The organism is Paraclostridium sp. (genome assembly GCF_051657365.1).
Classification (GTDB): Bacteria; Bacillota; Clostridia; order Peptostreptococcales; family Peptostreptococcaceae; genus Paraclostridium.
This window is the reverse complement of sequence record NZ_JBOFKN010000170.1, coordinates 1-24,868: the sequence shown is the minus strand read 5'-3', so window position 1 is coordinate 24,868 and position 24,868 is coordinate 1. Positions and strand designations below refer to the sequence as shown.

The 24,868-nt window shown below is 27.2% G+C and carries 27 protein-coding genes and 1 other annotated feature; of the genes, 24 read left to right on the top strand and 3 right to left on the bottom strand.

Annotated features, from left to right (window positions below):
- The first annotated feature begins 200 nt into the window (after positions 1-200).
- Complete coding sequence (locus ACRCYC_RS13145) at positions 201-1,121, top strand: DUF2232 domain-containing protein (RefSeq protein ID WP_438619588.1); 921 nt, start codon at positions 201-203, stop codon at positions 1,119-1,121.
- Positions 1,122-1,156: 35 nt separating this feature from the next.
- Here ACRCYC_RS13145 and ACRCYC_RS13140 read toward each other — a convergent pair whose 3' ends face one another.
- Together ACRCYC_RS13140 and ACRCYC_RS13135 are read right to left on the bottom strand one after the other, a co-directional pair.
- The gene (locus ACRCYC_RS13140) at positions 1,157-1,573 is read right to left on the bottom strand and encodes a DUF3783 domain-containing protein (protein ID WP_438619587.1); all 417 of its coding nucleotides are present in this window, start codon (positions 1,571-1,573) and stop codon (positions 1,157-1,159) included.
- Between the two features lie 60 nt (positions 1,574-1,633).
- A complete protein-coding gene (locus ACRCYC_RS13135) occupies positions 1,634-2,701 on the bottom strand; it encodes a M24 family metallopeptidase (protein ID WP_438619586.1) in 1,068 nt (355 codons plus the stop codon).
- A gap of 161 nt (positions 2,702-2,862) precedes the next feature.
- Between ACRCYC_RS13135 and ACRCYC_RS13130 the strand changes: the two genes are divergently transcribed.
- From ACRCYC_RS13130 to ACRCYC_RS13085, 10 genes are all read left to right on the top strand, one after another.
- On the top strand, positions 2,863-3,282 hold the full coding sequence (locus ACRCYC_RS13130; protein ID WP_438619585.1) for a hypothetical protein: 420 nt from the start codon (positions 2,863-2,865) through the stop codon (positions 3,280-3,282).
- 57 nt (positions 3,283-3,339) lie between these two features.
- Entirely contained in the window at positions 3,340-4,425 is a 1,086-nt protein-coding gene (gene mnmA, locus ACRCYC_RS13125) for a tRNA 2-thiouridine(34) synthase MnmA (RefSeq protein ID WP_438619584.1), read from the top strand.
- A gap of 110 nt (positions 4,426-4,535) precedes the next feature.
- Positions 4,536-4,757, top strand: a binding site (T-box leader).
- A 78-nt stretch (positions 4,758-4,835) separates the two neighbouring features.
- Positions 4,836-7,481, top strand: a complete 2,646-nt coding sequence (gene alaS / locus ACRCYC_RS13120; RefSeq protein ID WP_438619583.1) for an alanine--tRNA ligase — start codon at positions 4,836-4,838, stop codon at positions 7,479-7,481.
- Between the two features lie 47 nt (positions 7,482-7,528).
- The gene (locus ACRCYC_RS13115; protein WP_438619582.1) at positions 7,529-7,789 is read left to right on the top strand and encodes an IreB family regulatory phosphoprotein; all 261 of its coding nucleotides are present in this window, start codon (positions 7,529-7,531) and stop codon (positions 7,787-7,789) included.
- A gap of 9 nt (positions 7,790-7,798) precedes the next feature.
- The gene (locus tag ACRCYC_RS13110; protein WP_438619581.1) at positions 7,799-9,967 is read left to right on the top strand and encodes a hypothetical protein; all 2,169 of its coding nucleotides are present in this window, start codon (positions 7,799-7,801) and stop codon (positions 9,965-9,967) included.
- 200 nt (positions 9,968-10,167) lie between these two features.
- Positions 10,168-10,593, top strand: coding sequence for a Holliday junction resolvase RuvX (gene ruvX / locus ACRCYC_RS13105; RefSeq protein ID WP_438619646.1), 426 nt, complete (start codon positions 10,168-10,170; stop codon positions 10,591-10,593).
- A 68-nt stretch (positions 10,594-10,661) separates the two neighbouring features.
- Entirely contained in the window at positions 10,662-10,931 is a 270-nt protein-coding gene (locus ACRCYC_RS13100; RefSeq protein WP_438619580.1) for a DUF1292 domain-containing protein, read from the top strand.
- Between the two features lie 143 nt (positions 10,932-11,074).
- Positions 11,075-11,836 (top strand): YdcF family protein, encoded by a 762-nt coding sequence (locus tag ACRCYC_RS13095; protein WP_438619579.1) that lies wholly within the window; start codon positions 11,075-11,077, stop codon positions 11,834-11,836.
- Between the two features lie 87 nt (positions 11,837-11,923).
- Positions 11,924-12,880 carry an LCP family protein gene (locus ACRCYC_RS13090; protein ID WP_438619578.1) on the top strand — a complete coding sequence of 319 codons (957 nt, stop codon included), beginning with the start codon at positions 11,924-11,926 and terminating at the stop codon, positions 12,878-12,880.
- 174 nt (positions 12,881-13,054) lie between these two features.
- Positions 13,055-13,489, top strand: a complete 435-nt coding sequence (locus ACRCYC_RS13085; protein ID WP_438619577.1) for a Fur family transcriptional regulator — start codon at positions 13,055-13,057, stop codon at positions 13,487-13,489.
- 54 nt (positions 13,490-13,543) lie between these two features.
- Here ACRCYC_RS13085 and ACRCYC_RS13080 read toward each other — a convergent pair whose 3' ends face one another.
- The gene (locus ACRCYC_RS13080; protein WP_332587090.1) at positions 13,544-14,281 is read right to left on the bottom strand and encodes a metal-dependent hydrolase; all 738 of its coding nucleotides are present in this window, start codon (positions 14,279-14,281) and stop codon (positions 13,544-13,546) included.
- A 226-nt stretch (positions 14,282-14,507) separates the two neighbouring features.
- Between ACRCYC_RS13080 and ACRCYC_RS13075 the strand changes: the two genes are divergently transcribed.
- From ACRCYC_RS13075 to ACRCYC_RS13015, 13 genes are all read left to right on the top strand, one after another.
- On the top strand, positions 14,508-16,184 hold the full coding sequence (locus ACRCYC_RS13075; protein ID WP_438619645.1) for a ribonuclease J: 1,677 nt from the start codon (positions 14,508-14,510) through the stop codon (positions 16,182-16,184).
- A 57-nt stretch (positions 16,185-16,241) separates the two neighbouring features.
- Entirely contained in the window at positions 16,242-16,577 is a 336-nt protein-coding gene (locus ACRCYC_RS13070) for a YlbF family regulator (protein ID WP_438619576.1), read from the top strand.
- 109 nt (positions 16,578-16,686) lie between these two features.
- Positions 16,687-17,796, top strand: a complete 1,110-nt coding sequence (locus ACRCYC_RS13065) for an ABC transporter ATP-binding protein (RefSeq protein ID WP_438619575.1) — start codon at positions 16,687-16,689, stop codon at positions 17,794-17,796.
- 114 nt (positions 17,797-17,910) lie between these two features.
- Entirely contained in the window at positions 17,911-18,681 is a 771-nt protein-coding gene (locus ACRCYC_RS13060; RefSeq protein WP_438619574.1) for a PucR family transcriptional regulator, read from the top strand.
- A 15-nt stretch (positions 18,682-18,696) separates the two neighbouring features.
- On the top strand, positions 18,697-18,984 hold the full coding sequence (locus tag ACRCYC_RS13055) for a DUF503 domain-containing protein (RefSeq protein ID WP_438619573.1): 288 nt from the start codon (positions 18,697-18,699) through the stop codon (positions 18,982-18,984).
- Between the two features lie 68 nt (positions 18,985-19,052).
- Complete coding sequence (locus tag ACRCYC_RS13050) at positions 19,053-20,213, top strand: D-alanyl-D-alanine carboxypeptidase family protein (protein ID WP_438619572.1); 1,161 nt, start codon at positions 19,053-19,055, stop codon at positions 20,211-20,213.
- Between the two features lie 108 nt (positions 20,214-20,321).
- Positions 20,322-20,915, top strand: a complete 594-nt coding sequence (locus tag ACRCYC_RS13045; RefSeq protein WP_438619571.1) for a site-2 protease family protein — start codon at positions 20,322-20,324, stop codon at positions 20,913-20,915.
- 31 nt (positions 20,916-20,946) lie between these two features.
- The gene (locus ACRCYC_RS13040; RefSeq protein WP_438619570.1) at positions 20,947-21,672 is read left to right on the top strand and encodes a segregation and condensation protein A; all 726 of its coding nucleotides are present in this window, start codon (positions 20,947-20,949) and stop codon (positions 21,670-21,672) included.
- 1 nt (position 21,673) lies between these two features.
- Entirely contained in the window at positions 21,674-22,201 is a 528-nt protein-coding gene (gene scpB, locus ACRCYC_RS13035) for an SMC-Scp complex subunit ScpB (RefSeq protein ID WP_438619569.1), read from the top strand.
- A 108-nt stretch (positions 22,202-22,309) separates the two neighbouring features.
- Positions 22,310-23,014: a DUF2953 domain-containing protein gene (locus tag ACRCYC_RS13030; RefSeq protein WP_438619568.1), complete on the top strand. Its 705-nt coding sequence runs from the start codon at positions 22,310-22,312 to the stop codon at positions 23,012-23,014.
- Complete coding sequence (gene ytfJ, locus ACRCYC_RS13025) at positions 22,968-23,390, top strand: GerW family sporulation protein (RefSeq protein WP_438619567.1); 423 nt, start codon at positions 22,968-22,970, stop codon at positions 23,388-23,390. The genes ACRCYC_RS13030 and ytfJ overlap by 47 nt, the downstream gene beginning before the upstream one ends.
- 290 nt (positions 23,391-23,680) lie before the next feature.
- Entirely contained in the window at positions 23,681-24,121 is a 441-nt protein-coding gene (locus ACRCYC_RS13020) for a MarR family winged helix-turn-helix transcriptional regulator (RefSeq protein ID WP_438619566.1), read from the top strand.
- A 229-nt stretch (positions 24,122-24,350) separates the two neighbouring features.
- Positions 24,351-24,868, top strand: a 518-nt coding sequence (locus ACRCYC_RS13015) for a hypothetical protein (protein WP_438619565.1), incomplete at its 3' end; no start/stop codon positions are given.

Below are 24,868 nucleotides of genomic sequence, written 5' to 3'. Positions count from 1 at the left end.
TTAGTGATTGTGGATAACTTATGAAACAATAGATATATGTTTTGAGTATAAAAAATTTTGAGAAAGGGACAAAGTTGTTGGTGACATGAAGTAGTTCGCTCATACATGGATCAATCGAATCAAATTTATATGCAAGGTATTAAAATTTATGTGTATGCTATAATATAGTAGTATTATCATTTTTAGAAAGAGGGAGTTTAATGGAAATAAGAAAAATGACTGAGGCGGCTATAATGTCGGCTTTATTTATAGTTTGTAGTATATTTGCAATATCTACAGGCTTTTTATATGCATTATATATAGATATGATAGTACCTATATTTATCGCAATCATATACTTAAGATGTGACTTTAAATTTACAATACTTGCAATGATAATTTGTTTATTGATAATTGGACTAGTCATAGGTGATATAGGGTCAGCTATTTGTATGAGCCAGAGTATGATAATAGGAATTATGTGCGGATATATTATAAATAGAAAAACGAAAATACTAGATGATATGTTTTATTTAAGTGTAGTTGCTTGTTTTATAATGGTTATGGTAGATATTATATTTTCTAAGTTTATAGGATTTAGTTTTATAAAAGATTATAAAGAAATGATGGGTCCATTACCGCTTAGTGATAGTGCCAAATCAATAATGTTATATATATTGGTAGCAACATTGCCTCTTGGAACTATAATTATGACTTATTTTGGAAGTTTATTTATTGCTGATAGAACAAAGTGCTTAAAAGAAGAAGGAAAACAAAAGTTTTATATATTAAAGAATATAAGAAAATATGCAAATTATGTATTTTGCTCTAAAAGTACTATATATATAGGATTAGTATATTTACTAATTATCCAAATAAAGGATTTAATAGGATTTCAAATAAATCAAGTTTACCTACTTACAGTTAGTGAAACTATAAAGTATATAGTCTACTATTTTTTGATAAGAGATGCGTATGCTTATCTTAGAATTTATACTTATCAAAAAACTAAGTCTATAAAAGCTTTAAATTTAATGGGAATGGCTTTTTTAGGATCTTTAGTATTAAAATTTAACATAAGCTTTTGGATAATATCTATAATAGCTTTTTTCTATGCACCAATGAAATTAAAAACAATATAAAATATACCCCGTACCGTTTTGGTACGGGGTATATTTTAATGATTAATTTTTTTGCCTGATTTTAAAGCATCTCTTTCTTCCGCTAAATTACTTACTAGTGTATTTAAGTCCCAATCAATAGAAGTTTCAGTAACAACAGCTATCAAAGGTAATCCGAATCTAAACTTTTTTAAAGCATCCATAAATGAATGGATTTTAGATGAATCAATGTTGTTAAATATAACAGCTTTGTGATTTAAAGTTACATCACAATCATTGTTTAATTCATTATTTAAAATGTTTTTAATTAAAGTATTACCATTTTGAGGATTAAGAATTATTTTTTCTTTTACTCCAATTAAACCGCAAATATTTTTCAACATTGCTAACTCTTTAGAACTAAAGTTATAAAGCATAGCACAACTTTTTTCATTAGAAGATGAATCTATTTTATTTATGTTTTGAAAACTCATATTAACCTCCACGAATATAATGATACTAATATTAATACCTATTTTTACAGAATTTAAACTTTATAAAACAATAAGGTCTTTAGGGAATTTAGTAAGTATTTCTATACCGTCTTCTTTTACAATAACAGTATCCTCTATTCTAACTCCACCAAACCCTTGTATATATAGACCTGGCTCCATTGTTATTATACAATTTTTTTCTATAATTTTAGTTCCGTAGTTACCTAAAAATGGTTCTTCGTGGAGATCCATTCCAACTCCATGACCTATACCGGGATAATAAAAATCTTCATATTTTTTAATAACTTTTCTTATTTCTTCATCTGGTTTATAAGCTAATACACCAGCTTTTATATTGTCAAGGCCTACTTGCTGAGCTTCTTTAACAAGGTTATAAACTTCTATATGTTTTTCACTTGGCTTTCCAACCACAAATGTTCTAGTCATATCTGATATATAACCATTATATTTAGCTCCAAAATCTATAGTTACAAAATCACCATCTTCTATTAATTTCTTATCTGGTTTACCATGAGGTAGAGAAGTTTTAGATCCTGATATTAAAATAGTTTCAAAGCCTATTTCATCAGCACCATTCATTTTTAAATAATATTCAAGTTTAGCGCATAATTCTTTTTCACTAACACCTATTTTTATATGAGGAACAAGTTCTTCAAGAGCTTTATCACTTATTTCACAAGCTTTTTTTATATAACTTTCTTCTAATTCATCTTTTATGTATCTTAAAGATTCTACAATACCGTCAGTACCTATAAGCTCTATATCTTCAAGTGTATTTTTTAGAGACTCATATCTGTCAAAGGTTATATTGCTTCTTTCAAAACCTAATTTTTTCACGTTATTTTCTCTACAAATATGATTAACTGCATTTACAAGATTCCTATCAAATAAATGCCAGTTGACTATTTCAAAGCCTACACATTCCTTTTGAGCTAACTCTGTGAATCTACCATCGGTTATAAGATAAAAATTATCCTTACAAGCTAAAACGAAGGCAGCTTCATCGGTGAACTTACTAATGTAGTTTACATTAGATTGTTTAGTTAAAAATATTGCGTCTAAATTATTTTTACTAATTAATGATGAAAGTCTTTCTATTCTTTTCATAGTTGTCCCCCTTAGATTTTAAGAAAATGTTTTCTTGGTTTTATTATAGCAATACTTAAATGAAAATTAAATATTTTGAAGAGAAACACTTGTTATGAGTAGTTAAAAAAAGATATTATATATATTATAGTTTTATTGAAGATAGTTTAAAGGAGTAGATTATGAACAGAGCTGAATTTTTAAAATACACAACTCGCAAAATGTCAAAGGGAGTAAATAAAGGTAGAAATTTTATTCTAAAGAGAATTTTAGAAAAAGTATTAGAAACTATATCTAAAATTCTAATAGTTCCACCTATTGTGTTTTCTGGTGTGATGATTGTGGGTATGTTAATATTAGTAGGTATGAGTATGTTTACTATAAATTTTTTACCTGATTTTGTTTACATGATAGATACGAGGTTAATATTAGGAACAATAGGTACTTTAGTAACATTAGGATTTATGTGTTTAAGTATAGTTGGATGGCCTATATATATAGTAGTATTAATAAGTGGAGTTTATTTCATAAGAGCATATAGAAAATTCATAAAAAATAATTACTTATATATAAAGGCAAATGATTTTGTAGATAGAGTATAACTTAATACTTTAAAAAATAAGTTAAAATATATATAATATAAAGAACGAGGTGATAATATGAAAAAAAGAGTAATGATCGGTATGAGTGGTGGGGTAGACAGTTCTGTTGCCGCATATCTTTTAAAAGAACAAGGCTATGATGTAATAGGTGTTACTATGAAGTTATGGCAAGATGATGATGATGAACTTGTAGAAAATGAAGGTGGTTGTTGTTCGTTAGCAGCCGTTGAAGATGCAAGAAGAGTTGCTGATAAAATAGGTATACCTTTTTATGTTTTAAACTTTAGTGATGTATTTAAGGAAAAAGTAATTGAGCCATTTATAGATGAATATTTAAATGGAAGAACTCCAAATCCTTGTATAGCTTGTAATAAACACATAAAATTTGATGATTTCTTTAATAAAGCACGTCAAATAGGATGTGATTATGTTGCTACAGGTCACTATGCTAAAATAGAAAAAGATGAAGAGACAGGCAGATATTCACTTAAAAAGTCTGTTACGGACAAAAAAGACCAGACTTATGCACTATATAACTTAACTCAAGAGCAATTAGAACATACTCTACTTCCAATAGGTGATTATGAAAAAGATAGAGTTAGAGAAATCGCAAAAGAAATTGGTATAGATGTTCATAATAAGCCAGATAGTCAAGAAATTTGTTTTGTAAAAGATAATGACTATGCAGGATATGTAAAAAAACATACGGATAAAAGAATTGATCCAGGATTTTTTGTAGATACTAAAGGAAATGTATTAGGAAAACATACAGGTATAATCAACTATACTATAGGACAAAGAAAAGGCCTTGGAATAGCTTTTGGAAAACCTACATTTGTTGTTGATATAGATCCTGTTAAAAATGTGGTTGTATTAGGAGATAATGAAGATATATTCTCAAATGCTTTAATTGCTAAAGATGTAAACTTAATATCTGTAGATGATATAAAAGAACCTATGAGAGTACAAGCTAAGATTAGATACTCAGCAAAACCATCAGATGCTACGGTAACTAAAGTAGGCGAAAATACTGTTAAAATAGTATTTGATCAACCTCAAAGGGCTATAACTAAAGGTCAATCAGTTGTTATGTATGATGGAGATAAGGTTGTAGGTGGCGGAATAATAGTAAAAAGCTTATAATAAAAATTCATTTTGATTATACACACAACGGCTATGTCTGTTGCTAAAAAAACTATTGATTATTTTAAGAAAATTTAGTAATATAACTATAATCAATAGAATATATAATTTTAAATACAATGAAAAGAAGTAGTAAATTAATTGATGCGTTACAGAGAGAGGGATATGGTGAGAGCCCTTATGATAAATTAGTTGAAGCAGTCTTGGAGTATCAGTTCTGAAACTAAGTAGGAATTGACGGTAGTTCCGTTATAACTTAAGGTTTTCCGAAGATACTGTAGATTTTTTACAGTAATTAGGGTGGTACCGCGAGATATATCCTCGCCCCTATAGTTATTATAGAGGCGAGGATTTTTTTATATATTAGGATTTTTAAATTGAAGAATCACATAAAACAGGAGGAAATTATAATGCAAAAAATGGGATTAAACGAAATAAGAAGTAAATTTTTAAACTTCTTTGAATCAAAGGGACATTTAGTTCAACCAAGTTATTCATTAGTGCCACACAATGACAAGAGTTTATTATTAATAAATGCAGGTATGGCTCCACTTAAAAACTATTTCTCAGGAACGGAGATTCCACCAAGTAAAAGAATGACTACATGCCAAAAGTGTGTAAGAACTGGTGATATAGAGAATGTAGGAGTTACGGCTAGACATGCAACATTATTTGAAATGCTTGGAAACTTCTCTTTTGGAGATTACTTCAAAGAGGAAACTTTAAAATGGGGATGGGAATTTGTTACACAACATTTAAACATACCTCAAGATAAAATATGGGTGAGTGTATATTTAGAAGATGATGAAGCTTTTGAAATATGGGAAAAAGAAATAGGTATACCAAAAGAAAGAATAGTAAGACTAGGTAAAGAAGATAACTTCTGGGAAATAGGTACTGGTGCTTGTGGACCATGTTCAGAGATACACTTTGACAGAGGTGAAGAATACGGATGTGATAACCCAGATTGTAAGCCAGGATGTGATTGTGATAGATATTTAGAGTTTTGGAACCATGTCTTCTCACAATTTAATAAAGATGAAGAAGGAAACTATAATTTATTAGAACATAAAAATATAGATACAGGTATGGGACTTGAGAGAATTGCTTGTATAATGCAAGAAGTTAACACTATATTTGATATAGATACTATAAAGCATATACTACATGCTGTTGAAAAAATGACTAATTCAACTTATGGAAAAGAATATAAAGTGGATAAATCTATAAGAATAATAACTGACCATATAAGAAGTGTAAGTTTCTTAGTTGCAGATGGAGTACTACCATCAAATGAAGGTAGAGGATATGTTCTTAGAAGATTACTTAGAAGAGCTGCACGTAATGGTAAGTTACTTGGTATGAAAGAGCCTTTCTTATATAAATTAGTTGATGAAGTTATAGCTGTAAGTGGAGAAGCTTATCCAGAATTAGTAGAAAAAGCAGAATATATCAAAAAAGTTATAAGAATAGAAGAAGAAAAATTCAATGAGACTATAGATAAAGGAAACGAAATATTAGTTTCATATATAGAAGAATTAAAAGCTAAGAATGAAAAAACTTTAAGTGGGGAAAATGCATTTAGATTATATGATACATATGGATTCCCTGTAGATTTAACTAAAGAAATATTAGAAGAAGAACATTTAGATATAGATGAAGCTGGCTTCCAATCTGAAATGGAAAAGCAAAGACAAACAGCTAGAGATGCTAGAGGAAATATGGACTCAGAAGCATGGAAAGAAGATGCTATAGCTAAGTTAGACAAAGATATCGTTACAAAATTTGAAGGATATGACACTTTATCTATAGAATCAACAATTAAGGGTATATCTAAGAATAACGAGCTAGTAACATCAGCTTGTGATGGTGATGAAATAATAGTAGTTCTTGATAAAACTGCATTTTATGCAGAAGGTGGAGGACAAGTTGGAGATAAAGGTCTTTTAGTTAACAAAAATGAAGACACTGTTATAGAAGTAATAGACACTAAAAAAGGACCAAATAACACTACAAAACATATATGTGTTGTTAAATCAGGAATGATAAATTTAGGAGATGTAGTATATACTAAGGTAGATAAAGAAGTAAGATTAGCTTCAGCTAGAAACCATAGTGCTACTCACATACTTCACAAGGTATTAAAAGAAGTATTAGGAGATCATGTTAACCAAGCAGGATCATTAGTTACGCCTGAAAGATTAAGATTTGACATAACTCACTTTGAAGCTATATCAAAAGATGAATTAAAACTTATAGAACAAAAAGTAAATGATGCAATATTTGAAGCTTTAGATGTAACTTGTGAAACTATGAGTATGATAGAAGCTGGTAAAAAAGGTGCTACTGCATTATTTGGAGAAAAATATGGAGATGAAGTAAGAGTTGTATCTATGGGTGATTTCTCTATGGAATTATGTGGAGGAACACATTTAACAAACACTGCACAAATAGGAATGTTTAAAATACTTTCTGAAGGTGGAGTTGCAGCTGGAGTAAGAAGAATAGAAGCTATAACTGGTAAAGAAGTATACAACTTCTTAAACAACAAGCAACATTTAATAAATGAAGTTTGTGGGGCTATAAAAGCTAAGGAAGATAACTTAACAGCTAGAGTTTCAAATTTATTAGATGAAACTAAAACTTTAACTAAAGAATTAAATGAAGTCAAAGCTAAAATGAGTTTACAATCTGCAGACTCTATATTAGACTCTAAAGTAGATATAAATGGAGTAAATATAGTTACTGCTAAGTTTGAAGATATGGATATGGATACACTTAGAAATACAGCTGATACACTAAGAGATAAATTATCTTCAGGTGTGGTAGTATTAGCAAATGTAGCAGGAGGAAAAATAAACTTTGTTGCTACAGCTACTAAGGATGTACTTGAAAAAGGAGTTCATGCTGGAAACATAGTTAGAGAAGTTGCTCAAACTGCTGGTGGAAAAGGTGGAGGAAGACCTAATATGGCACAAGCTGGTGCTCCAGATGTGACTAAGGTTGATGAAGCTTTAAATCATGCAAAAGATGTGTTAAAATCACAAGTAAAGTAATAAAACAAAAAACAAATAAAAATAAAATAAGATAGGGGTGTTGTAATATGAATGAAAATATGGATTATACAATGAAATTCGAAGGTATAACATCTGAACAAATGAGTGTTAGTGAGGCTATAGATTTAGTTTATGCTTCTCTTAAAGAAAAAGGCTACAACCCTATAAATCAAATTATAGGATATATTCTTTCAGGAGACTCTAGTTATATAACAAGTCATAACAATGCTAGAGGAATAATGAAAAAGTTTGAAAGAGATGAAATCTTAGAAGAGGTTATCACTTATTACTTGAATAATAGAAAGTAGGTCAATCTTATGACAAAAAAGATTGTATCCTTATTAACTATGTTGATAGTATTTATAAGTTCTATGTCTACGATTAGCTTTGCAGCTGAAAAAGGTAAAGTCATAGTTATTAATATGAACAGAACAAATTTAGAAGACATGCAAAGTGTAGATGCTTTAGGTAAAAAACTTGAAAAAGAAGGTTACATAGGTCTTATGAATATCAGAGGTGACCGAGGAAATGATGATAGAAGATCATATGCTGCTGTAGGAGCTGGAGGTAAAGTTACTTTGCCAAGTCAAAGCCTTATAAACTTTGAAGAAGCTAATAAAGCAAATAAAGTAGCATATAAAGCTGAAACAGGACATAAAGCTAAAAAAATAAATGATATGACTATAAACTATTCTCTAAGTGAAAACTTAGAGAATGGTTCTTATGGATCAAAATTAGGATCATTAGGACAAACTTTAGCTGATGAAAAATTAAAAACTTCTGTTATAGGTAACGCTGATAAAGTTAATAATGGAGAATTATTAAAGAATAGAAATATAGCTTTAATGGCCATGGACAACATAGGTAGAGTTGAAGATGGTAATGTAGACAATATAAATATGAAAGACAACACTATGCCTTATGGAATCAGCACTGATTATAATAAGTTAAAAAGTGAAACGAAAAAGTTTTATGAAAATAGTGATGTTTTATTTGTAGAGCTTGGAGATACATATAGATTAGATGAATATAAAAATTACCTAAATGATAAAACTTACAAAAATATGAAAGAAAATATATATAAAAATATAGATTCTTATTTAAACGAAGTTTTTAAAATGGTTAATGAAAATGATACAATTTATATAACATCAATGTTTCCAAGTAAAGAAGATTACACAAATCAAAAGAGATTATCACCTATAATTAAGTTTGATGGCTCTGGAAAAGGTGTTTTAAACTCAGCTACTACAAGAAGAGATGGAGTGGTTGGAAATATAGACATAGGAGTAGACATACTTTCTAAATTTGGGTTAAGAGATGAAGAAATGGTAGGTAAGAAATTTATAGAAATTGATAAAACGAACAATATAGATTTTATAAATCATGAGTTTGAAAAAATGGTTTCTATGTTAGGAATAAGAAGTACTATAGTTAATACATCTGTTGGGGTAGTTGCTGCAGCATGGATTGTATGCACTATACTATTATTATTTTTAAAAAATAAACTACCTAAAAAAGAAGTTGTTTTTAAAGTGTTAAAAGAAGTTATAAAGGTTGGAATTTTAATACCATTGGCATTTATAATATCGCCTATATTCAACTTCTCAACTCAAGCTAGTATAACGATGGGTATAGTTGGAACTCTGTTAACACTGTATATTATAGGTAAATTACTATTCAAAAATGATATAAGTTACATGGCAGCTTTTTCTGCAATCACGATAGTAGTAATAGTTATAGATTCCATATTTGGAACCCATTTAATGCAAAACAATATAATGAGTTATGATGCCATAATAGGTGCTAGGTATTATGGGGTAGGTAACGAATATGAAGGGATAACTATAGGATGTGCTATTTTTGCTCTTTCAGTATTAGTTAATTATAAAAAAATACCTAAGTGGATGGTAATTGTTTCTTTATTAATAGTATTAATAACTAGTGCTTATCCATCTATGGGTGCTAATGTTGGGGGTGCAATATCGGAATCGGTAGCATATGCTTTATTTGTACTACTTGTATTTGATATTAAAATGGATTTAAAAAAATCTGTTTTACTGGGACTAGTTCCCGTTATAATAGTATCTATATTTGCATTACTAGATATAGTTTCTAAAAGTCAATCGCATTTATCTGGATTTGTAAATCAAATTATTGTTAATGGTCCAGGTGCTATAATACAGACATTTGGTAGAAAAATACAAATGAATATAGATATAGCAACGAGTAATACATTTATTGTAATAGCATTAGTAATTGCAGGATTTATGACTAAGTTTATATTTAAGCCATCTAAGCACTTTAAAAAATTATCGGATAAGTATCCGTATATATTTAAAGGGTTTGTTGCATCTACTGTGGGATGTATAGTAACTTTGATAGTTAATGATTCAGGAATAGTGGCTGCATCTACAGCATCGATTTATATACTTATACCATTGTTGGTTATGAGTGTAAATATGATGATTTTTGATAAAGAATAAATCAGTGATAAAATTATGGGGGAGTAACTAATGGTTACTCCCCTAATTTTAAATATATGTATTTAGTAAAATATTATATGTTATATTGAGGTTGTTGTACTTTTTTATACATAATGTGTTGAAATTAGAGTAGAATAAGAATATAGTATATACATATAGTGAAAACTTAAGAAATTTGATTAATCAAGGAGAACTTAATGATATTAGACGGAAGAATAATGGGTCTTGATGTTGGAGATAAAACTATAGGAGTTGCAGTTAGCGATCTTATGGGAATTACTGCTCAAGGTGTTAAGACTGTTAGAAGAGTGGGTAAGAAGAAAGATATAGAAGAATTAAAAGCTATCATAAAAGAAAGACAAGTAAATAAAATAGTATCAGGGATGCCTAAAAATATGAATGGAACTATAGGTCCTCAGGGAGAAAAAGTTATAAAGTTTTGTGAACTTTTAGAGCAAGAAACTGGTATAAAGATAGAGTACTGGGATGAGAGATTATCTACAGTTGCTGCTGAGAGATCTTTAATAGAAGCAGATGTTAGAAGAGAAAAAAGAAAGAAAGTAATAGATATGCTAGCTGCTGTAATAATTTTACAAGGATACTTAGATAGCAAAAGAATTTTCTAAAACATATATAAAATAACGTAGATATACGTTATAATATATTTAAATAATTAAACTTTGAGGTGAATAACATGCAAGAAAACATAGTAAACTTAATAGACCAAGATGGAAACGAAATACAATTTGAAATAATATTAACTTTAGAAGCAGAAGGAAAAGAATATGCTATACTTATGCCTTTAGATGATAATGAAGCAGAAGAAGCTTTAATATTCAGAATTGATACAGATGAAGAAGGAGATATATTAACTCCTCTTGAAAATGACGAAGAGTATGAAACTGTTGTAGCAGTTTATAATACTTTAATGGAAGAAGAAGGACTAGACTACGACGAAGAATAATTAAAATTCAAAATTGTATAGTTTATAAATAGGAGTATCTAGATGATACTCCTTTTTTACATACTAAGAATATATAAATTATATGATTTATAATTTATATATTGATGCTTGAGCAAAATGAGTTTTTAAATAGGAGGGTTTTAATGATTAGTTATTTAGATTTGATAGTTGGGCTTATATTTTCTATATATTATTTCTATTTAGAAATAGTTTATAATGGAATGGCTTTTGATAAATTTTTTATAATTATAGGAATAGCATTGATAATTTATTATTTTATTAAAAATAAAATACACTTAGAAAAAAAATATATAAAAATATTTAATTTTATAATGGTTATATCAATATCGGTATTTTTACTTGTAGAATCAATCTTGATATTTTTCCCAAAATCAAATATTAAAGATGAATGTGATTACTTGGTAATACTAGGTGCTTCAGTTAAAAATACTACACCTAGCCTGACTTTAAGAGGACGATTAGATAAGGCTATAGAATACATTAAAAAAAGTAAAGATGATTGTTATATAGTTGTATCAGGAGGTCAAGGTAGCGATGAAAATATATCTGAAGCTGAAGCTATGAAGAAATATTTAGTAGAACATAAAGTACCTAAAGATAAAATAATAATAGAGGATAAATCGACTAGTACATATGAAAACTTTAAATACAGTAAGGAAAAAATAGAACAACATAGCAATAAAAGTGTAAAAGATTTGAAAGTAAAAGTTGTAACTACAGATTTTCATAGTTTCAGGAGTTACATTTTAGCTAAAAAAAATGGATATAACAATGTCAATTTTTATTCAAGCAATTCTATAAGTCAGTTTATACCTGTTTATTATGCGAGAGAATTTTTTGCAACTATTAAAACTATAATATTTGATTTGGCATTAAATATATAGAAAATAATTCTAAATATTTACAAAAAAAGATTTAAATTTATTTATATGGTTAAAATAAAGTTAATGAATATGTAAGGGGAAATGAATATGAATAAATTTAAAAAATATTGTATAACTTTAAGTGCGGTAGTTTTAATTAGTTCTACTATAACCAATATATATGCTTTAAGCAATTATAATAAATTTACAAATCAAATAAGTGAAAAAAAGGTTGAAAATAGTGTAAATCAAGAGAAAATACAAAAAAGCAAAGATATATATAATATATTATTAATAGGTAGTGATTCTGAAAACTTCGATAAAATTGGAAGATCAGATTCTATGATGATATTAACTATAGACAACAAAAATAAAAATATTAAATTAACATCTCTAGCAAGAGATACATTAGTTAACATACCGGGACATGGATATGAAAAATTAACGCATGCATATGCTTATGGACAAGCGGAGTTACTCTTAGAGACACTTGAAAAAAATTTAAAAATAGAAATAAATGACTATATTGCTGTAAATTTTAATTCATTTATAGATTTAGTAGATATATTAGGCGGAGTAGAAATAGACATACATGAAAATGAAATAAGTCATTTAAATGATGTTATAGTTAATTCTTTTAATTTATCAAATAAAGAAGCTGAGGAACCTCAATTTATAAGAAATGATGGAAAACAGTTATTAAATGGATATCAAGCATTAGCATATGCAAGAATAAGGCAAATTGACAGTATATATGAAAGGGACCAAAGACAAAGAGATGTATTAAAAAGCATAGCTAATGAATTAATTGAATTACCTATTAATGATTATCCTAAGGTTATAAAACAAATGTTACCTTATTTAGATATTAATATATCAATACCTAAGTTAATTAAATTAGCAACAGCATCTAAGGAAATATATAATTATGATATAAAACAAATGGAATTTCCACTAGAAGAATATAGAGAATCAGGAAGATTAGCTAAAGATAATAGCTTTGTAGTAAAATGGAATAAAACAGAAAATTTGAAAATTTTGAAAAAATTTATATACAGCAAATAAAAACATTATTAAACAAACCTGATTTTGGGTATATTCATAAAAGTAGAGGTGATATCATCTTTACTTTTATTTAATTTAAAGTATTATAACTATGTACAATATTGACAAAATCAACGGTATGAATTAAAATAATTAATAAAGATTATCAGTTGAAAATAAAGGTGGTAAAGGTTTATGAGTCAAATGGATGTTTTAAAGGAAAAATTAAAAGAAACGGGATTTAAAATAACGCCGCAGAGAAGAGCGATCATAGAGACCTTATTAAAACATAAGGATAAACATTTAAGCAGTGAAGAAATATATGATTTAGTCAGAATTGATTGTCCAGAAATAGGACTAGCTACAGTTTATAGAACTATGCAATTATTAGATGAAGTAGGGGCAATTTCTAAATTGAATTTAGATGATGGCTGCATAAGATATGAAATTGACTTAGATGATTCAGATGCACATAATCATCATCATTTAATATGTAAAAACTGTGGAAAAATAATAGAAGTAAAAGAAGATTTATTAGATTCTATCGAATTAGAAATACAAAATTTATATAATTTTAGTATATTAGATCACGATCTTAAATTTTACGGATTATGCGAAGATTGTAAATAAAAAAGAGCTGTCTCAAATAAAGTAGTAAAAAATCTACTATAACGAGGCAGCTTCTTAAAATTTTATTAAAGTTAACAAAATTAAAAAGACTAAAAAAATAACGAAAATAATTTCTAAAATATTACTAAAATACCCTCCAACTCTTAAAAATCCAAGTGAAAATTTCTTTTCACTAATAGGATAAAAAAGTGGTATACCTGATTTTGTGAATATATCGCCTAAAAATAAATGAGATGCATATCCAATAGTTCCAAAAAAACATAAATTCGATATATTAGTTATTAATTCTATTTGTTTAAGTAAAAAACTAATTATTAAAATTGCTAATAAACTATGAGAAAGTTTTCTGTGTTTTAACCATGGAAATGATGCTAGTATAAGGCTAAATAATATAAAATAAAATTTACCATTAATTAGATATATAGAAATTGCTAATAATATAAATATTAGTGATAAAAATAATTTTCTTAAAAAACCATGTGTTATTTTAGCTTCTAGAATAATTATTGCTATGAAAGTTACTACAGAACTTACTAAAAAATTATTATTTATTTTGATAGATATTAAAAAAATTAGTATATTTATAGTATATATAACGATTTTATAAATTTTTTTCGAAACATTATGATTTAAAATTGTATTAGAGATAATAGAATTGGATGTGTCCAAATCAGGTAATATTGAGAATAAAGAACAAACTACAATATCCATAAGAGAAAGAGGTCTGTTAAATAGCATAGATGCTTGCAAAGAAGTTAGCACACCAATAGTGAAGTGAGTTTTACCACGCATTAGAACCTCCTGTAAATATTATAGTTTGAGAATACCAAAATAATTATAGTTTGTCAAAACAATACGGTAAATGTATTTTAAATATATCTTAAAATATAGTTCAAGTTGTGTTACAATTATAGTAACTGGTAAAGAGTGCGTGATTTGATATTATTTGTATAGTTAGTAAAAAACGTTTTAAAGTGCGAAAATTTAAAGTGCGAAAAGATATAGACAAAAGGAGATGATGCAATTGTTCAAAAAGAGTTTGAATAAAATAAAAGTTATGGCTCTGGGAGGGCTAAACGAAATCGGGAAGAACATGACTGTTATTGAATATAAAGATGAAATTATCGTTATAGATTCAGGGTTAAGTTTCCCAGAAGAAGAGATGCTAGGGGTAGATATAGTTATACCAGATATAACTTACTTAGTTAAAAACAAAGACAGAGTAAAGGGAATATTTATAACACATGGTCACGAGGATCATATAGGAGCGTTACCTTATGTATTAAAAAAGATAAATGTTCCGGTTTATGCTTCTAAACTTACTGTAGGTCTTATACAAGTTAAATTAAAAGAACATAAATTAAACCATGTTAATTTAAATGTTATAACTCCTCAACAAATTATAAACCTTAAGAACTTTGATATTGAGTTTTTAAAGGTAAATCATAGTATACCAGATGCTTGTGCTATAGCGGTTCATACAGATCAAGGAATAATATTCCATACAGGAGATTTCAAAATAGATTTAACTCCTATAGATGGAGAAGTTATGGACTTCCAAAGAATATGTGAACTAAGTAAAAAAGGTGTATTATTAATGCTTGCAGATAGTACAAACGTTGAAAAACCAGGGTATAATCCGTCAGAGAGAACTGTAGGTACAGGATTAGATGGATTATTTGCAAAAGCTAGCAATAGTAGAATAATAGTTGCTACATTTGCTTCTAATATACACAGACTACAACAAATTGTTAATGCAGCTCAAAAGTTTAATAGAAAAGTTGCAGTTTCAGGTAGATCTATGGTAAATGTTATGGGGGTAGCAAGAGAGTTAGGTTATATAGATATCGAAGATGAGATGATAATAGATTTAAATGATATCCATAAATATGAAGACAATGAACTAGTTATAATAACGACAGGATCTCAAGGAGAGCCTATGTCAGCACTTGCAAGAATGGCAGTTGCTGAACATAAAAAAGTAGAAATAAGACAAGGCGATTTAATAATAATATCTGCTCATCCAATACCAGGGAATGAAAAGCTTATATCTAAAGTTGTAAATAGTTTATTTGAAAAAGGTGCAGAAGTTGTATATGACGATGCAGCTGATATACATGTTTCAGGACATGCAAGACAAGAAGAATTAAAATTAATGCATAGATTAGTTGCTCCAAAATTCTTTATGCCAGCACATGGTGAATTTAGAATGTTGAAGAAACATGCAGAAATTGCAGAAGAATTAGGAATGCCAAGTCAAAACATATTTGTTATGAAAACTGGAGAAGTTTTAGAAATAGATAAAACTTCAGCAAAAGTTACATCTCATGTTCCAACTGGAAATGTGTTAGTTGATGGGCTTGGAGTTGGAGATGTTGGAAATATAGTATTAAGAGATAGAAAGCATTTATCAGAAGATGGTCTTATGATAGTTGTAGTTACTATATCTAAAGAAGATGGAAAAGTTTTAGCAGGACCAGATATAATATCTAGAGGATTCGTTTATGTAAGAGAATCTGAAGATTTAATGGATGGAGCTAAAACTGTAATTAAGAATGTATTAATAGCTTGCGAACAAAGTCATATAAAAGAGTGGGCTTATTTAAAAAATAACATAAAGGATAATCTAAAAGAGTACTTATATCAAAGAACTAAGAGAAATCCTATGATACTTCCTATTATAATGGAGGTATAAATAAAAAAGATTGAATATAATATATTATATTCAATCTTTTTTTATGGGAGGAAACATATGGGGGTTTATGATAGTACTACAAAGCTTGCAAGTGATATAAAAAGTAGCAAAGAATATAAAGATTTTAGAAAGTATATGAAAATTGTGAAAAACAATCCAAATTATGAAGTTATTTTGAGTAATCATAGAAGCGTACAGATGGAAATAAAATCTAAGAGTTTAAATGGAATAGGTATAGATAAAAAAACTTTAAGAATAGCTGAAGATTTAAAAAACACTATATCAAATAATAAAGATTTAAGTAAATATATAGAATGTGAATATAAATTTACATCTATGATGGAAAAAGTAAATAAAATTTTAGCATCTGCAGTATACGAAGATTACAATTAATCATTACTTGTACAATTTATATGAATTTATTTAGTCAATATGACCATAGCTGTGAAAACGTTTTTGAATTATACTTTAACTATATTAAATATAGTTGGGGGAGATTTAAATGGCAGAGGTAACTTTAAAGAGTATAGGAAAATCATATGATAATGGATATGAAGCTGTAAAGGATGTAAACATTGATATACAAGATAAAGAGTTTGTTGTTTTAGTAGGTCCATCAGGATGTGGAAAATCAACTACTTTAAGAATGATAGCAGGACTTGAAGAGATAAGCTCAGGGGAATTATATATAGGAGATAAAATAGTAAATGACGTAGCACCAAAAGACAGAGATATAGCTATGGTTTTCCAAAACTATGCTTTATATCCGCATTTAAGTGTTTATGAAAATATGGCATTTGCGCTTAAATTAAGAAAGATACCAAAAGCTGAAATAGATGCAAAAGTAAAAGAAGCAGCAAGAGTATTAGATTTAGAGCCAGTTTTAGATAGAAAGCCAAAAGCATTATCTGGAGGACAAAGACAGAGGGTTGCACTAGGTAGAGCTATAGTTAGAAATCCCAAAGTATTTTTAATGGATGAGCCTTTATCAAACTTAGATGCGAAGCTTAGGACAGCTATGAGAACGGAGATAACTAAACTTCATAAAAAACTTGGAACAACTTTTATATATGTAACACATGATCAGGTTGAAGCTATGACTATGGCAGATAGAATAGTTATAATGAAAGATGGTGTAATACAACAAATAGATACACCACAACAAGTATATGATAATCCAGCTAATATGTTTGTTGCAGGATTTATAGGCGCACCTCAAATGAATTTAATAGAGTGTGGTGTAGAAGAAGAAAATGGAATAGTATATGCTATGACTAAAGATTTTAAGATAGCATTAGATAAAAATAAATCTGAAGTATTAAAGAAAAATGGATATATAGGAAAAGAAATAGTTTTAGGTATAAGACCGGAAGATATCCATATAGAAGATGTATTTATAGACAATAGCCAAGATACTGTATTTGATGCTTTAGTAGACATAAGTGAGCTTATGGGTGCGGAAGTATACGCATATCTAAAGGTTGGAGGAAGAAGTGTTACAGCTAGGTTTGATTCAAGATATAATGTTAAGTACGGACAAAATTTAAAATTAGCATTAGATAAAAATAAAGTTCATGTATTTGACAAAGAAACTACTAAAACTATAAAATAATAAACTTAAAAAACTGTGAAACTAAGAATATACTTTAGTTTCGCAGTTTTTTAAATTATAATATATATAATAAAATTTAAATTGGCATGCTTATAGGGGATATGAGGTGAAACATTGAAGGGGCTAACAGATTTTTTTGAAGAACAGATAGGAAAAAAAGTTAACTTGTATAAATACAAGGGTGATGAAGTACTAAAAAAAGCACAACAGTTAGTAGTTTGGAATAATGAAAAATATATTATAGAGATTTTAGAAAACAATATAAATCACAATTTAAAGGGGAACTTTTATTTAATTTATCAAAATAACAAAAATGAAGATATTTTAAATCAGGTATTTAAAAGTTTGTATGAAGAGATAAACATAATAAATTATAAAAATAATTATATTTTAAATACTAATGAGCAAGATTTAATAAATCAATTTACACCACAAATTGTAGAGACAGAAACATATGAAAAAACATATATAATGAACTTGGGCAAGATAGAGAGTAGGGAAGAGTTTGACTTAAAAATTGATTTAAGTAATAAATTAAAAAAATATATATTTAGAGAACAAAGTGATAGAAAATATTTTGATATATATGATTTAGCTTTATACAATTTGATAGATTTAGTTAGCAAAGATAAGGTTTATCCTATTTTATTTGATTATACATTAATAGATAAAATAGATAACTTAGTTCTAGAAACAGGAATAGCATTTATAGAAAATGGGTTTAATATATCTAAGACATCTAATAATATATATCTTCATAGAAATACCCTTATATATAGATTAGATAAGATAAAAGATGTATTAGGGATGGATATAAAAAACTTTAATGAAGCATGTGTTTATTATGTAATAGTAAAAGCTTATTTAATGAATAAAAATTTATAAAATGTTGGTGAGTACATGAAAGTTATAGTTATGAAAGTTAAGTTAAGAGCAAATTGGGTTCACTCTCTTAAAGAAAAAAGAATGGTAATAAAGAGCCTTATTAAAAAAGTTCAAAATACATTTAATGTTTCTGTTAGTGAAATTGAAAATCAAGATATTCATCAAAGTTTAGTAATTGGTATAAGTGGAGTGTGTATAGATAATAAGCAAGCAGATTCTACAATTGATAATATAACTAACTTTATTTATGAAAATACAGATGCGGAAATAGTCACTATAGATACTACTACTGATGTTTATTAAATACTTCGAATAAAATTAGGTAAAATGTGAAAAAATAGTATCAAATAAAACATCAAGAGGTGAAAGTAATGAGACGATTTACCAGTATAGTTTTAGCTATGGTGATGGTTGTTATGGCTTTTGGAAGCAAAACATTTGCAAATGATAAAAAAACTCAAGCGCCTATAAACTTATCATCTAAGTCTGCTATATTAATGGATGTAGGCAGTGGACAGATACTATTTGAAAAAAACCCACATGAAAAACTTCCTCCAGCAAGTGTTACAAAAGTAATGACTATGTTACTTGCAGTTGAAGCTTTAGACAACGGAAAGATTAAATTAGATGATGAAGTTCAAATAAGTGAGAGAGCATCAGAAATGGGAGGAAGTCAAATATTTTTAGAACCAGGAGAAACACAAAAGGTAGATGATCTTTTAAAAGGTATAGCTGTTGCATCTGCAAATGATGCTTGTGTAGCTATGGCAGAGTTTGTAGCTGGAAGTGAAGAAGAGTTCGTGGCTATGATGAATGCAAAAGCTAAAGAATTAGGAATGAAAGATACCAATTTTGCAAACACAAATGGATTACCAGTAGACAATCATTATACATCAGCAAATGATATTGCAATAATGTCTAAAGAATTGTTAAAACATGAAAAAATAACTAAATATCTAACAACTTGGATGGATCAAATAGTAGTAGGTAAAAAGAGAGTAGCTATAGGACTTGCGAATACAAACAAGATGATAAAACATTACCAAGGTGCTACGGGAGTTAAAACAGGATTTACACAAGAAGCAAAATATTGTTTATCAGCATCAGCTAAAAGAGGTGAAACTCATTTAGTTGCAGCTACTTTAGGATCACCAACTACACAAGAAAGATTTAAAGATGCATCCTCTCTTTTAAGTTATGGTTTTGCAAATTATGAAAGTGTAAAATTATGTTCTAAAGGAGATACAATAGCAACTTTAACACTTGATAAAGCACAGGATAATAAAGTTAATTTAATTGCAAAAGAAGATTTAAGTGCTCTTATTAAAAAAGGTGAAAGTAAGGACTTTACTAAGAAAATAGATGTAGACAAAAATTTAAAATTACCTGTACAAGCAGGTACTAAATTAGGAAGTATAAGTATTTATAAAGGTGATAAACAAGTAGGAAAAGTTGACCTTATAAATGAAAAAGATATAAATAAAGCAAGTTACTTTAAAATGTTTGAAAGAGTTATTGATAGTATATTTTAAATAAAAGACCTAGTTTATCTAGGTCTTTTGTTATTTTAATCTTAATTTGATTATAAGTATATATATTGTTATAATAATATTAAAACTTAAAAAATAGGAGAGAAATGAATGAATATGTTAAGCCAGTTTTTAGTAACTGCAGTAGGTATAGCAGTAGCTATATCTGTTCATGAATTTGGGCATGCATATGTAGCACATCTTTTAGGTGATGATACAGCGAAAATGAGTGGAAGAATGACCCTAGACCCTATGAAGCATGTAGACCCATTAGGGCTTATAATGCTTATAGTAGCTCACTTTGGTTGGGCTAAGCCAGTTCCAGTAAACCCAAATAACTTTAAAAATTATAAGCTTGGGAACTTAATTGTTTCATTAGCAGGTCCTTTATTTAATGTTATAACAGCTATAATAGTTGTAAATCTTATTGGAATTGTTAAATTAGAAGCGCTACAGCTTATATTAAATAGTATATTCGTGTATAGTATGGGATTTGCAGCATTTAATCTTTTACCACTACCACCACTTGATGGATGGGGTATAGTATCGAGTTTTATACCGCCTAAATATTATGAGGCTGTTTACAAGTATGAGAGTATGAGTACTATTATATTTATATTTTTAATTCTAACAAACTTCCATGTAATAATATTAAATCCTATAATGCATGTATTATATAGTATAGTTAATATATTTGTAATATAGCGGACAATTTTATATAAAATAGAGGTAATTTATGAAGTATAGTGTACAACTTAAGGTATATGAAGGGCCACTAGATCTTCTATATGATCTTATAGCCAAACATAAAATAGATATAAAGGATATATCTATTATAGAAATAACAAAGCAATATTTAGCTTATTTAGATATGCTTGAAGAGTTTGATTTAGAAATAGCAAGTGAATTTATAACAATGGCATCTAAACTTTTACAAATAAAATCTAAGTATTTATTATATAAACAAAGAGATGATGAAGAAGAAGAAGATCCAAGACTTGAACTTATGGAAAAACTTGTAGAGTATAAGAAATTTAAAAATGCCACAGAAGATTTGAAAAATAATGTAACTTATATTGAAGATGTATTTTATAGAACAAAAGAAGAAGTAGTAATAGATGAAAATTTAGATTTAGATACTATATCTTTAGATGCAATAGTAAAAATACTTCCACATATATTAAAAGTTAAAAAAGAAGAGTTAGAAGAAATAAAAGATGATAAGTTAAACAAAATTGTTAGAACTCGTATTATATCTGTTGAGGAAAAGATGCACTATGTAAGAGATATTATAAAAGAAAAAGAAGATATTAGATTTACAAGTTTAATATGCAACTATGAAAAAAATGAAATAATAGCAACATTTTTATCTGTATTAGAACTTATAAAAACGAATGAAATATTTGTTGTTCAGGACTTATTCTTTGAAGATATCTTAATAAAGAGAAATATGGAGAGTTAACATGAGACGTGATGAGATAAGAAATATTATAGAAGCTATAATGTTTGCATATAGTGAACCTATAAGTATAAAAGAATTAAATGAAGCAATAAATGAAGAGCTTTCTTCAAAAGAAATAGAAATAATGTTAAACAGCTTAATTGAAGAGTATAAAGAAAATAACAGAGGCATCCAAATTATAAAATTACAGGATAGATACCAAATGTGTACAAATAAAGAGTATTCAATTTTTGTAAAAAATATGTTAGAGCCCAAAAGAAAAAAAACTTTAAGCCAAGCTACTTTAGAAACATTAACTATAATAGCTTATAAACAACCTGTAACAAAAGTAGAATTAGAAGAAATAAGAGGAGTTAAAAGTGATAAAGTAATACAAACTCTTCTTGAAAATGAACTTATTTATGAAGCAGGAAGATTAGATAAGATAGGTAAACCTATAATTTATAAAACTACTAATGAGTTTTTAAAATTACTAAATATAGAAAAATTAGAGGATTTACCACCCATTGAAAATTATGAAAAAGAATAAATATAAAAGAGTAGATGAAGATTAAATTGTTTATTTAATTAGCATCTACTTTTTTTATTTGAATTTTAAGTATGAATAAATAAAATCAGTCAAGTTAAACTAATTTTAATGAATAGTTTTGAAAAAATGGAAAATAATATAAATATGAATTATAAAGATTTAATAATTATTTTACTTTCTTTGATTATGTTTTTTTTACCTATTGTATTAATAATAAGTTTCATTTTAAGTAGAAGTATTCATTTAATAGTAAGTGCAAATGTAAAAAATTCAAATGCAGAGATAAAAGTATCTTTTAGATGCTTTTTTGATTTGATAAACATAACAAAAACGATTTACCCTATAAGTAAAGATGATAATAAACAAACAAATAATCAAAATAAGGAGGAGAAAGGCGATTCAAAGAAAATTGACTTAAAGAAAATAGAATTAGAAAATTTATTAGTTATATATAGAATTAGTAAAAAAATTAAAATAAGCGAAATACATTCAAATTTAAGTTATGGTAGTGAAAACATATATTTTACTTCATTTATATATGTATTAATTAATATGTTTTATGGCAATATAATCAATTATTTCAATCCAGAGAAAATGTACTTAAAAGTAACTCCCTCGTATACAAAAAACTACTTAGAGTATACGGGATTATTACATATAAGCCCAACTATAAGCGATTTAATTAGCTTAATTAGAGGAATATTAAAAATTTATATTAAAATTAGAAAATATAAAAAAGTGAAATATGACAAGGAGGATAATAGCAATGAGATCAGCAAGTTCAATAAAAAATCTAATGGATACAACACTTGATTCTATAAGAACTACAATTGACGCAAATACTATTATTGGAGATCCGATAAAAGCTGAGAATACAGTTGTAGTACCTATATCAAAGGTTACCATAGGGTTTGGGATAGGTGGAGGAGAATATTCAAGAGGTCAAGATAATAGGAAAAAAGATGAAAATAATAATGATGATTCAAATTTTGCTGGAGGTAGTGCTGGAGCTATTACAATACAGCCAGTGGCATTTGTTGTTGTTGAAAATGGAGAAACAAGACTTATGAGCTTAGATCATAATATAAACATGGTAGACAATATTTTAAGTGTAACCCCTAGAGTATTAGAAAAAATTCAAAAGTTAAAAATTAATGGTGAAGAAAATAAAAATAATAAAGATTGCTAGAAAATATAAATAAAAGCTATAGAAATTAATGGATATATTTCTATGGCTTTTATTTATGTTATAAAAAATGATATAGTTTATATATAGTTATAACTTATTTATATGTATAATTAAGGTCAAAATGTTTTGATTATAAGAGGTTAGATCTAATTAGAAACTAATATATAAATATTTCATATAGAAAATATTTTATAACTAAATAATTTGTAACTTAAAAAATTAGAAAAATAATAGTATAATATAGATAGGGTTAATAAAAAATGCGTTGTATAATCAAGAGAGGTGAGCAAATGGATAATAAAGATATATCAAAACTGATGCTACAAAGTATGAATAGTTATCAAAATTTAATTAAAACTACGAATACAGATAGATATAAAATAGGTAAAGTATTAACTAAAAAACAATTTTTTACATTAGTAGAAATACAAAAATTAGGTAAGATTGAACTGAAAAATTTAAGCAAAGAGCTATATGTTTCGACTTCAAGTTTATGCATACTTTTAAATAAGTTAGTAGAACTAGGTTATGTGTATAGAGAAGAAGATGTAAAGGACAGAAGAAATACTTTTTACGGGATAACAGAAGAAGGAGAGCTTATAGCTAATCAGGAAGTTGAAAAATTTATGCAAATAATAAATGATAAAATAGATACATTAGATTTAGAAAAAAAGAAAGAATTAAAAGAAAGCTTGCAAAATACTATAAATATAATGAAAGATATAATATAGTAAATATAATTAAAAGATTATTTTATTTATCCAATTCGCTACAAGGTTAGGTAAATTGTGGTATAATTAAGATACCTAAGATTTTAAATTTTCTTCTTACATAAAAAGTGTATACTTTAACTCGCTAGTAAGCGAGTTTTTTTTTGCATAATCTGAAAATTTCGAAAAAACATATAATATATATGATATAATTAATATATAAATATTTAAAATTCAATGGGGTGAATTTATGGGGGATAGTAATATAAATTATACGGAGAAAAATTTCCAAATATATACGGATATGGTTAAATACATAAGAAACTTAAGAATGTTAGAAGCACACAAGAGGAGAATTAGCCAAAAACTTTATAATATGTATGTGAATTTAAGTTCTAAGGATATTGATTTAGAAAATTATGTAGTTAATCCAAAAGAATTTTGTGATAAATTATGTGAAGACTATGTAAATAATACATCAATACATATAGTATATTTAGAAACTATTAAAAAATTTTGCATAGTTGTTGCTGTACTTGCTTTAGGTTGTGATATATTTTTAGACAAGCCATTAGTAAGCAAATATTTTGTTTATATATTGTTAGGTGCATTTATAATTTCTTTATTACTTACATATTTGAAAATGTATAGATCAAAAAAGTATGGATTAAATGAAGAACCTTTAAAATATAAAATTATATATAATATAACAGCTTTGATTTTGATTGTACCTATGTTTATATTAAAGGGAGATATAAAATCAAATGG